The sequence below is a fragment of the Polaromonas sp. P1_F8 genome (assembly GCF_056405635.1).
The window spans coordinates 186,618-197,492 of the sequence record NZ_JBFUBS010000009.1; the positions used below are offsets into that span (position 1 = coordinate 186,618).

Annotated in this window: 8 protein-coding genes, 3 tRNA genes and 1 pseudogene; 7 read left to right on the forward strand and 5 right to left on the reverse strand. The window is 62.2% G+C overall.

What is annotated here, in order from left to right; translation table 11 throughout:
- The first annotated feature begins 9 nt into the window (after positions 1–9).
- Entirely contained in the window at positions 10–1,050 is a 1,041-nt protein-coding gene (gene trpD, locus AC1D1J_RS21910) for an anthranilate phosphoribosyltransferase (protein ID WP_477695840.1), read from the forward strand.
- Between the two features lie 33 nt (positions 1,051–1,083).
- Here the strand turns inward: trpD and AC1D1J_RS21915 are convergent, their stop codons facing one another.
- From AC1D1J_RS21915 to AC1D1J_RS21930, 4 genes are all read right to left on the reverse strand, one after another.
- Entirely contained in the window at positions 1,084–2,145 is a 1,062-nt protein-coding gene (locus AC1D1J_RS21915) for an ABC transporter ATP-binding protein (RefSeq protein ID WP_477695841.1), read from the reverse strand.
- Positions 2,146–2,202: 57 nt separating this feature from the next.
- Positions 2,203–4,122, reverse strand: coding sequence for an ABC transporter permease (locus AC1D1J_RS21920; protein WP_477695842.1), 1,920 nt, complete (start codon positions 4,120–4,122; stop codon positions 2,203–2,205).
- Between the two features lie 52 nt (positions 4,123–4,174).
- The gene (locus tag AC1D1J_RS21925; protein ID WP_477687409.1) at positions 4,175–5,215 is read right to left on the reverse strand and encodes an ABC transporter substrate-binding protein; all 1,041 of its coding nucleotides are present in this window, start codon (positions 5,213–5,215) and stop codon (positions 4,175–4,177) included.
- A gap of 66 nt (positions 5,216–5,281) precedes the next feature.
- Positions 5,282–6,061: an inositol monophosphatase family protein gene (locus AC1D1J_RS21930; protein ID WP_477687408.1), complete on the reverse strand. Its 780-nt coding sequence runs from the start codon at positions 6,059–6,061 to the stop codon at positions 5,282–5,284.
- 183 nt (positions 6,062–6,244) lie between these two features.
- Here AC1D1J_RS21930 and trpC point away from each other — a divergent pair, with 183 nt between their 5' ends.
- Both trpC and AC1D1J_RS21940 read left to right on the forward strand, forming a co-directional pair.
- Positions 6,245–7,051 carry an indole-3-glycerol phosphate synthase TrpC gene (trpC, locus tag AC1D1J_RS21935; RefSeq protein WP_457282283.1) on the forward strand — a complete coding sequence of 269 codons (807 nt, stop codon included), beginning with the start codon at positions 6,245–6,247 and terminating at the stop codon, positions 7,049–7,051.
- A gap of 11 nt (positions 7,052–7,062) precedes the next feature.
- Positions 7,063–7,794 carry a uracil-DNA glycosylase gene (locus tag AC1D1J_RS21940; RefSeq protein ID WP_477695843.1) on the forward strand — a complete coding sequence of 244 codons (732 nt, stop codon included), beginning with the start codon at positions 7,063–7,065 and terminating at the stop codon, positions 7,792–7,794.
- 78 nt (positions 7,795–7,872) lie between these two features.
- On the opposite strand, the gene AC1D1J_RS21945 is transcribed toward AC1D1J_RS21940, so the two are convergent.
- Positions 7,873–8,988, reverse strand: a complete 1,116-nt coding sequence (locus AC1D1J_RS21945; protein WP_477687405.1) for a patatin-like phospholipase family protein — start codon at positions 8,986–8,988, stop codon at positions 7,873–7,875.
- A 341-nt stretch (positions 8,989–9,329) separates the two neighbouring features.
- Between AC1D1J_RS21945 and AC1D1J_RS21950 the strand changes: the two genes are divergently transcribed.
- The 4 genes and pseudogenes from AC1D1J_RS21950 to AC1D1J_RS21965 all read left to right on the forward strand — a co-directional run bounded on the left by AC1D1J_RS21950 (position 9,330) and on the right by AC1D1J_RS21965 (position 10,872).
- Positions 9,330–9,415, forward strand: a tRNA-Tyr gene (locus AC1D1J_RS21950).
- A gap of 117 nt (positions 9,416–9,532) precedes the next feature.
- Positions 9,533–9,606, forward strand: a tRNA-Gly gene (locus tag AC1D1J_RS21955).
- A gap of 64 nt (positions 9,607–9,670) precedes the next feature.
- Positions 9,671–9,745 (forward strand) — tRNA-Thr (locus tag AC1D1J_RS21960).
- A 91-nt stretch (positions 9,746–9,836) separates the two neighbouring features.
- Positions 9,837–10,872: pseudogene (locus AC1D1J_RS21965) on the forward strand (elongation factor Tu).
- Positions 10,873–10,875: the final 3 nt, after the last annotated feature.

A 10,875-nucleotide genomic window follows, 5' to 3' on the forward strand; every position in this document is an offset into this window, starting at 1 on the left:
AGACGCGTCATGCCCCATACCCACAAGATCACACCGCAGGAAGCCCTGCAGCGCACCATCGAGCACCGCGAAATCTTCCACGATGAGATGCTGCACATCATGCGGCTGATCATGAGCGGCGAGATGTCGCCCGTGATGATGGCTGCGCTCATCACCGGCCTGCGCGTGAAGAAAGAAACCATCGGCGAGATCACCGCCGCCGCGCAGGTGATGCGCGAGTTTTCGACCAAAGTCAATGTGGCCGACAAGACGCATCTGGTGGACATCGTCGGCACGGGTGGCGACGGCTCGCACACCTTCAACATCTCGACCTGCTCCATGTTTGTGGCGGCGGCGGCCGGCGCCAAGGTCAGCAAGCACGGCGGGCGCAGCGTCAGCAGCAAGTCGGGCAGTGCCGACGTGATCGAGTCGCTGGGCATCCATATCGGTCTGTCGCCCGAAGCCATTGCAAAATGCATCGACGAGGTCGGTGTGGGCTTCATGTTTGCGCCCAACCACCATCCGGCCATGAAAAATGTCGCACCGATTCGCAAGGAGCTCGGCGTGCGCACCATCTTCAACATCCTGGGCCCCCTGACCAACCCGGCCAGTGCACCCAATATCCTGATGGGCGTGTTTCATTCGGACCTGGTCGGTATCCAGGTTCGCGCTTTGCAGCGCCTGGGCGCCGAGCACGCGCTGGTGGTCTACGGCAAGGACGGCATGGACGAGGTCAGCCTGGGCGCGGCCACCGTGGTTGGCGAGCTCAAGAACGGTGAAATCACCGAGTACGAAATCCACCCCGAAGACTTCGACATGCCTATGGCCAGCAACCGCGCATTGCGCGTAGACACCCCCGAGCAGTCCAAGGCCATGCTGCTGGGCGTGCTGGACAACCAGCCGGGCGCGGCGCGCGATATCGTGGTCCTGAACGCCGGGGCGGCGCTGTATGCCGCCAATGTGGCCGACTCCATGAAGGCTGGCATCGTGCTGGCGCGTGCGGCGCTGGAGTCGGGCGCGGCCAGAGCCAAGCTCGATCAGCTGGTCAGCCACAGCCAGAAGCTCGCCTGACGGCTTGCTGGCGGCGCCTGGCTGCGCAGCTATCTATTCCCGTGCGGTCACGCGCGCGTCGGTTGCGGCGAAATGCAGGCCGACCGTGCTGCCTGGCTCGGCCACGCTCAGCAGGGCGTCACTGAACACCAGCAGTTCACCCAGCGGCGTGAGCACCACGCTTTCGATCCGGCTGCCCAGGTAAGCCTGCCGCAGGACTTTTCCTGTCAGCGTGCTTGCTTCCAGTTCGCCGATGCGGATGCGATGTGGGCGTATAGCCAGCGCTACGGCGCCATCGGACATGCCAGGCGGCGGGACAACCCGCACATCAACCTGGTCGGCGCGGAAGAAGTGCTGGCCTTGCAGTGTGACCAGTTCGCCGTTGATCAGGTTGGCGTCGCCGATGAAGTCCGCCACAAAACTTGAAACGGGCGCTTCGTACAAATCGCGCGGCGCGCCCATCGTTGCAATGCGTCCCTTTTGCATGACCACAATGCGGTCCGACACCGCCAGCGCTTCTTCCTGGTCGTGCGTGACGTAGACCACGGTGAGCTTGAGGTTCTGCTGAAGGTCGCGGATGTCCTGGCGCACCTTGCGGCGCAGCTTGGCATCCAGGTTCGACAAGGGCTCGTCAAACATCAGCACGGCCGGCTCCAGCACCAGTGACCGTGCCACTGCCACACGTTGCTGCTGCCCGCCGGACAGCTCCGACGAGAGCCGGTCGGCGTAGTCGGCAATGCCGAGCAGATCCATCTTGGCTTTTGCCAACGCCACGGCCTGCGGTTTCTTCATGCCGGAGGCGAGCAGGCCGTAACACACGTTCTCCAACGCACTCATGTGCGGGAATAACGCGTAGGACTGGAAAACCAGGCTCACGTCGCGTTGATTGGCTGACTTGCCGGTCACGTCCCGTCCATCGATGCGGATCACGCCCTCGGAAGGTAGCTCCAGGCCGGCGATCAGCCGCAGCAGTGTTGTCTTGCCGCAGCCGGAAGGCCCCAGCAAGGTCACCAGCTCTGCCTTGTCGATGGTGAGATCAAGCGGATGCAGCGCAACCACCTTGCCGAAACGCTTGACGACGCCTTGAAACTCCACAGCGGCGGGGGACGGGGTCATGGCAGGGCCTGTTAAAAAATAAGTGAAACGAAAAAGATGTGACGATGGCGCAGAGGCTCAAGCGGTCGACACCGCGCGCCGCCCCAGCTCCGCATTGCCAATGAAGCGCTGGATCAGCAGGACACAGGCCAGCATGATCACGATGAGCACGGACGAATAGGCAATGGCCAATGCGTATTCGCCGACTTCGACACGGCCCGCGATGTAAACCGTCGCAAGGTTGTGCTGGGCGGTCGCCAGGAAAATCACCGCGCTGACGGCTGTGATGGCATGCGTAAAACTGAACACCAGGCTGGCAATGATGGCCGGGCGCAAGAGCGGCAGAATGACCCGCGCGAACGTGCGTGATGTGCTGGCGCGCAATGTGGCGGATGCTTCGTCCAGCGACCGGTCAAGCTGCGACAGGGCTGATACCGTGGCCCTCACGCCCACCGGCATGTTGCGAAACACCAGGCACAGCACGATGATGGCGAAGGTGCCGGTGAATTCAAGGGGCGGCACGTTGAAGGCGACGATATAGGCCACGCCGATGACGGTGCCCGGCACGGCGAAGTTCACCATGGTCAGGAATTCGAAGGCGCGCCGTCCCTTGAACGTGTGGCGGCTCACGACATACCCTCCCAGCAGGCCCAGCGCGGTGGTCAGGGGTGCGGCAACAGCCGCCACGCCGAGCGTGGTGAAGAGGCTGTTCCACGCCGAGCCCGAAAACACCAGGCCCCCGGCACCCCAACTCAGCCCAAACCCGGTCTGAAAGTGCTGCAGCGAGGGCGTCAGGTCAAACCTCCCGATGTCCTTGACCACGCCGCCGATCAGGATGATGCCGTATGACAGCACGGTCAGCGCGACCCAGGGCAGAACCAGCGCCAGCGCCCCCCACTTGACACCGGTGGGCAGTGCGGCGGGCAGGCCGCTGTCGCCTTTTCCGCTCACGGAGGTATAGGAGGCCTTGCCGATCCAGCGCTGCTGCAGTGCAAAGATGCCGACCGTCAGCAGCAGCAGGGTGACGGCGAGGATGGCGGCGCGCGAAGCGTCGTGCTGCGCCCCGGCGATGGCGAAGAAAATTTTCGTCGACAGCACCTCGAAATTTCCGGAGAGCACCAACGGGTTGGCAAAGTCCGCCAGGCTTTCCACAAAGCCCAGCAGGAAGGCATTGGCAATGGCGGGGCGCACCAGGGGCCAGGTCACGGTGCGAAATACATGCCATGGCGAACCCCTCAGTACCTGGCCGGCTTCCTCCAGCGTCGGGCTGACCAGTCGCAAGGCGCCGCTGATCAGCAGGAAGGCCAAAGGCGTAAAGCAAATCACCTGCGCCAGCAGTACGCCCGACAGGCCGTAGATCCAGCGCGACCTTGCAATGCCGAACCAGTCGCTCATCAGCTGCGTCACCATGCCGGTGCGGCCGAAGAGAATGATGATGGCCAGGCCGATGACGAAAGGCGGCGTGACCACCGGCAGGATGGACAGCACGCGCAGGCTGCCGCGAAAACGCTGACCGCCGCGCTCGGCCAGCAGGGCCAGCGCAAAACCGAAAAGCGTGCTTCCGATGCCGGCGAGGGTGGCCAGCACAATGGAGTTGATGGCCACGCCGCACCGGACGTTGCCGGCAATGCAGCCCGCGCCCCAGATGTCCTCGCTGAAAAACCGGGCTGCAGCCGTCTGGATCAGCCAGTTGCCCCGCTCGTCCACAAAAGCCGCCAGCAGCATGCGCCCGATCGGGTAGATGACAAAAATAGCCAGCAGCAGTGACAGGATGCAAACGACGCCGGAAATGGCGGCATCGCTCTTGAATGCACCGGCGCGTGATGCCAGCACGCTGGCGGCCGCTGCCAGCAGGCATCCGCCGGCAACGTACGCCGAGCTCTGGGTCCACGGCATCAGCAGCACGCCTGCTGCGATGCCCAGCCCCGCGAGCAGCCAGCTCAGCGGATCAGCCCGAACGCGTGGGGCGGCGGCTGTCACTGCAATGGGTGTGGTCAAGGTGTGACGTGATTCATCAGTGTGCAATGCGGTAGAGGGAGATGTTCAGCGCTTACTTGGGCAGTGCGCCGATGTCCTTGTCCCATTTGCCCAGCAGGCGCGAGCGTTCGGCGGAAGCGCCGTACTTGGCGAAGTTGTAGTCGATCAGTTTGACGTCGGCCAGCTTGGGCGCCTGCGGCGGCAAGGATGCTTTTTTATTGGAGGGGTTCTGGTACGAATGCGCGACCGTGGCAATGTCCTGCGCTTCAGGTGTCAGGGCCCAGTCGTACCATTTTTTGGCGTTGGCCAGATTTTTGGCGCCCTTGATGATGCTCATGCTGCCGATCTCGTAGCCCGTACCCTCGCACGGCGCGACCACCTTCAGGGGCGCGCCTGCGACGGCGTGCGTGACGGCGTCGTGCAGGAAGGTGATGCCGATCATGCTTTCGCCGGTGGCTGCCGCACGGGCCGGCGCAGCGCCCGACTTGGTGTATTGGTTGATGTTGCGATGCAGGGCCTTCAGATAGTCGAACGCCTTGTCTTCCCCCATGATCTGCACAAGGGTGGCGAGCAGCGTGTAGGAAGTTCCCGACGAGTTGGGGTTGGCGACCTGGACTTCGCCCTTGAACTCCGGCTTGATGAGATCTGCCCAGCATTTGGGCTCGGGCAATTTGCGTTTGGCCAGCTCGACGGTATTGAAGCTGAACCCCAGGGCGCCTGCATAAACGCCGACCGTGCGGTACTTGGAGGCCTCGGCTTGCTTCACTGCCCAGGGGTGCAGGTCGGCGAGTCTCGGTGATTTGTAGGACTCGGTCAAACCTTCTTCAGCCGCCTGAAGATGAGGGTCGCCCGTGCCGCCCCACCACACGTCACCGCGGGGGTTGGCTGATTCGGCCTTGATCTGGGCGTAAGTTTCGCCCGAACTCTTGCGTGTCATCGACACTTTGATACCGGTGGCTTTTTCGAAGGCGGTCACCATTGGCCGGCACCATTCTTCCTGGACGTTGCAGTAAACCACCAACTCTTCCGCCGCGTGGACCGGGGCCGATATCGCGCACGCCGCAGCTGCCAGGATCAATCCCGGAACGAGTGATTTGAATGTGAACCGTGTCATCTGTGTCTCCTTCTTTATGTCGTCAATGGCGCCTGCGGTGCAGCGTTGAGGCCACCTTAGCAGCCGTCAGCGCAGCGGTATACCCGTTAAAACGCTTAGTTCGGAGGCCAGCCTGGCGTTGGTGGCCAGCACCGGGCTTCCCTGGGCCAGTCCGTTGTCGGCCCAGAAGTCGTTGACGCGGCCGCCGGCCTCCCGGACCAGTAGCAGGCCGGCCGCGACGTCCCATGAATTGATATGCGCTTCGGCGTAGGCTTCGCAGCGCCCGGCGGCCACATAGGCCAGCCCCAGTGCGCCGGAACCCGCGCGGCGCACCGAACAACCCGCATGCATGCACCGACTGACCAGCACGAGGTAGGGGTCTGGCGACAGGCGCGAAGACCAGCCAATTTCAACTGTGGAGGCGGGCAGTTCGGCCAGCTCGCTGACCTGGAGCCGAATGCCGTTGCACCACGCGCCGTGGCCGCGTTGCGCGATGAAGAGTTCGTCGTGCATGGGCTCGTAGATGGCGCCGGCTTCGAGTTCGCCGTTGACCATGAGGCCCAGGGAGATGCAGAAGTGCGGGATGGCCCGGGCGAAATTCGCCGTTCCATCCACCGGGTCGACAATCCAGAGGCGAGCTGCGCCGCCGGTTTCTCCCCCTGCTTCTTCCCCCAGCACGGCGTCTCCCGGAAAGCGCCGTTCGATCTCCGCACGCACATACTGTTCTACCGCACCGTCGGTGACGGTCAGGTAGTCCTGCCGGCCCTTGAGCGAGTAGGCAGGCTTGTCCGGCGCGTTGAAGGCATCGCGCATCATGGCGCCGGCCGAACGGACAATTTCTTCAATGGCGTCAGTGAGTGCGGTCATGGGAAGGGTGTAGGGGATATCCGATGGAGGTCGCCTTGTGTGCGAGCCGGGTCAGGCGTGGCACCCAAAGCGGGTAAAACGAAATGGTAGTGCCGGGGCGTATCCGGCTGTAGCGGGTTTGCGCTAAGGCGCCGCGAAACCTGGCCCTGCGAGTCGCCCGGCCGCATCTGCCAAAATCGGGGCATGTCCGATATCCTGAACCAAATCATTGCCGTCAAGCGTCAAGAAATTGCCGATGCCATCCGCCGCAAACCGCTGGACGTGATGCGCGAAGATGCCGAATCGCGCGTCCTGACGCGTGACTTTGTGGGTGCGCTGCGCGCCAAGATCGCAGCGGGTCAGCCCGCGGTGATTGCCGAAATCAAGAAGGCCAGCCCGTCCAAAGGCGTGCTGCGCGCCGACTTCATTCCAGCCGACATCGCGCAAAGCTATGCCGAAGGTGACGGTGAGATCAGCGCCGCCTGCCTTTCGGTCCTGACCGACAAGCAGTTCTTCCAGGGCAGCATTGATTACCTGAAGCAGGCGCGGGCCTCCTGCAGTCTGCCGGTGCTGCGCAAGGATTTCATGGTGGACCCTTACCAGGTGTATGAAGCGCGCGTCATGGGCGCTGACTGCATTTTGCTGATTGCTGCCTGCCTGGACGACGCGCAGATGCAGTCGCTTGAAGCGCTGGCCATGTCGCTGGACATGGCGGTGCTGGTCGAGGTACACGACGAAGCCGAACTGGAGCGTGCGCTCAAGCTCAAGACGCCCCTGATCGGCATCAACAACCGCAACCTCAAAACTTTCGAGGTCTCGCTGGACACCACGCTGGGCATGCTGGCCAGGGTGCCGGCGGACCGCCTGCTGATTACCGAGTCGGGCATTGCCACGCCGGCGGACGTGCAGCGCATGCGTCAGGCAGGTGTGAATGCATTCCTGGTCGGCGAGGCCTTCATGCGCGCGGAAGAACCCGGCCTTGCACTGGCTCAATTGTTCGGTAAAAGATAGGCTGTAAAGCCATGAACCAGCTGCTTGACGCCATGAAGGCGCCTTTGCCCAACCGGCTTACCACTGCTGACCCCGCCGCCTGGCCGGTGGCGCCCGGCTGGCGGCCGACCACCGATGCATTTTTTGGCAGTCCGACCGGCCAGAAGTTGTTGGGTTTTCTGCGAAGCCGCCTGGCGGAAGGCGCGACGATCTTTCCGCCGCAGCCGCTGCGTGCGCTGGAGCTCACGCCGCCCGACGAGGTGCGTGTTGTCATCCTCGGCCAGGATCCCTACCACGGGTTGGGCCAGGCCGAGGGGCTGGCGTTTTCCGTCGCGCCCGGTGTGGCCCTGCCGCCGTCACTGCGCAATATCTTCAAGGAGCTGCAGCGCGACCTCGGTACGCCGCCGCCCCAGTTTCCGGTGCCCGGCGGCAGCCTGGTGAAGTGGGCGACACATGGGGTGCTGTTGCTCAACACCTGCCTGACGGTCGAGGAAGGGCTGCCGGCCAGTCACGCCGGCAAGGGCTGGGAAGTATTGACCGATACCCTGATCCGCCAGGTGGCGGAAGGTGACCACCCGGTGGTGTTCATGCTGTGGGGTGCACATGCCCAGAGCAAGCGGTCGTTGATTGATGCGAAGCGCCACAAGGTGCTGGTGGCCAACCACCCGTCGCCGCTGTCGGCCATGCGGCCGCCCTTGCCCTTTATTGGCTGCGGCCATTTCTCGCAGGCGCGCGAATGGCGTGACGCACACCCGAAGGCCTGATTTGCTATTGTTTTAGTAGCTGCTCGCGCTCGTCCTGCCTTGCTAAAAGGCCAAAAAGCCTTGAATTTTGAGGGCTGGCTAAAACTCCGCCGGAAGGCTGCCCACGTAGTCGCGCCGGATATTGACCGTGCTTTGCAGGCCCAGCGCCTCGAAATGGCGGCGCAGCCAGCGTTTGGCCGCGCCCTGGCCCATCTCAAACAGTTTTTCGATCATGGCCGTGTCGGCCGACATCTTGCTGGACGAGGGCAGGCTTTCCAGCGCCTCGCCGCCGTCGATGCGGTGCAGCAGCAGGCTCTTGTATTTCTCGCCCTCCTGCAGGCGGCCGTCGGCGAGCAGGCGGTTGATGAAGTCGATGGTGCGCATCTGGGACAGCAGGCTGGCGTTAAAGGTCAGCTCGTTCACCCGGTCCGCGATGTCATGAGGCGTGTGGGGAATCTCGGGACGCCGCAAGGGGTTGATCTGCACAACGATGATGTCGCGGCTGCTGCAGTCACTGATGAGTGGCAACAGCGAGGGATTGCTCGAAAACCCGCCATCCCAATAGTGCTGGTCGTCAATTTCGACCGCCTGAAACAGCGTGGGCAGGCAGGTGGAAGCCATCACCGCCTGCAAAGTCAGGCGTTTGCCGGCAAAAATCTCTGCCCGACCGGTGGTGACGTGGGTCGCCGATACAAAAGCCTTCGGTGCATGCAGGCTGGCAATGGCGTGAAAGTCGATTTCTGCCTCCAGCAGTTTGCGCAAAGGGTTGATGTCCAGCGGATTGGACTGGTAGGGCGACATCCACTGCGTCATTGCACTACTCATTAAGTTTGCGCTCACTTTGTTGGCGGCCCAGCCCCCAACGAGCATCTTGCTGATGCTGTCAGCCATGGAGCCGAGGCTGCCCATGGCGGCAATGCCCAGCCAGACCCGGCTGAGCGACGCACGTGCCGCCTCCCGCGGGTTGGTTTTTTCGGGGGAATTGTCTTTTTGGGCGGTAGCGAATCCGTGTGCCAGCGCCACGGCGTTGACCGCCCCGGCGCTGGCGCCGCTGATGCCGTCAAACTCGATGCGCTCGTCCGCCAGCAGGGCATCCAGCACGCCCCAGGTGAATGCGCCGTGTGATCCGCCACCTTGCAAAGCCAGGTTGACCCGGCGCATGGGAGACGGTTCAGCGGGGGAGGAAGGAAGTGCGGGTACGGTGACAGTGCTCATGCGTAGACGGTCTCACGTTATCCAGGTTGGCCGGTGGCGCGGGAGGGCGCCCGGGACGGCAATATCCATGCGATTCACTCTGGCATTGATGAAAGGCTGCCACATCATGCCCGAAGCCTGGCCGCAGCCGCCACGGGAGTGCGGCAGGGTCTGGGGATGAGGGTCGGACCGGGTTATGTCGGGTTTTCGGGGGCTTTCCGCGGTACCCACGGGCATCCCGGGGTGAAGGTGTGGTCGGGAGATGCGCTGGCGAGGCATGCGGCAGCATTTTTAATGCTTTTTGCCATGCCTTGGCATTTCGTCCGACATAAAACCGTGGCATAATCCGAGGTTCGCTTGAAGGATGGGTGCCCGAGTGGCTAAAGGGGGCAGACTGTAAATCTGTTGGCTAACGCCTACGCTGGTTCGAATCCAGCCTCATCCACCAGATTTTGTTTTGATTTTGGCAAGCGGGCGGCGCAAAGTAATCACGTAAAAGTGTTTCGCGTAAGGCGTGTTTTGGGTCGTGAGTGATTTTGGTGTGAGTTGAATTTGGCAGAGCTGCGCGGGAGTAGTTCAATGGTAGAACCCTAGCCTTCCAAGCTAATGACGCGGGTTCGATTCCCGTCTCCCGCTCCATAAAGCTGCTTTATGGTTCTGCTTTTGAATCTTGCGCCAGGTTGCAATTGTGGTTTTGAGTTCAGCCCTTTTGGCTCAGTGGTAGAGCACTCCCTTGGTAAGGGAGAGGTCGCGGGTCCGATTCCCGCAAAGGGCACCAAATTTTGAGCCGGTGCGGCGTACGAGGCGCTGTTGCTGGTTGTAGTGGTAACTGGTTTTGTAACTCTTTATAAATTTCTGGAGTTGAAAAAATGGCAAAAGGCAAATTTGAGCGGACCAAGCCGCACGTCAACGTAGGCACGATTGGCCACGTGGACCATGGCAAGACGACGCTGACGGCGGCGATCACGACCGTTCTGGCATCCAAGTTCGGCGGCGAAGCCAAAGGCTACGACCAAATTGACGCGGCGCCCGAAGAAAAAGCGCGCGGCATCACGATCAACACGCGAGCACATCCTGCTGGCCCGCCAGGTCGGTGTGCCTTACATCATTGTGTTCCTGAACAAGTGCGACATGGTTGACGACGCCGAACTGCTCGAGCTCGTCGAAATGGAAGTGCGCGAGTTGCTCGACAAATACGATTTCCCCGGCGACAAGACCCCCATCATCCACGGCAGCGCCAAGCTCGCCATGGAAGGCGACAAGGGCCCCCTGGGCGAAGAAGCCATCATGAAGCTGGCCGAAGCGCTGGACACCTACATTCCCCTGCCAGAGCGCGCTGTTGACGGCGCCTTCCTGATGCCCGTGGAAGACGTGTTCTCCATCTCCGGCCGCGGCACCGTCGTGACCGGCCGTGTCGAGCGCGGTGTGATCAAGGTCGGTGAAGAAATCGAAATCGTCGGTATTGCCGACACGCAAAAGACCACCTGCACCGGCGTGGAAATGTTCCGCAAGCTGCTCGACCAGGGCCAGGCTGGCGACAACGTCGGTATCCTCTTGCGCGGCACCAAGCGCGAAGACGTCCAGCGTGGTCAGGTCCTGTGCAAGCCGGGTTCGATCAAGCCACACACGCACTTCACCGGCGAGATCTACGTTCTCTCCAAGGACGAAGGCGGCCGCCACACGCCCTTCTTCAACAACTACCGCCCCCAGTTCTACTTCCGTACGACGGACGTGACCGGAGCGATCGAGTTGCCAGAAGGCAAGGAAATGGTCATGCCAGGCGATAACGTGTCGATCACCGTCAAGCTGATCAACCCGATTGCCATGGAAGAAGGCCTGCGCTTTGCCATCCGCGAAGGCGGCAAGACCGTCGGCGCCGGCGTCGTTGCCAAAATCATTGCGTAATTT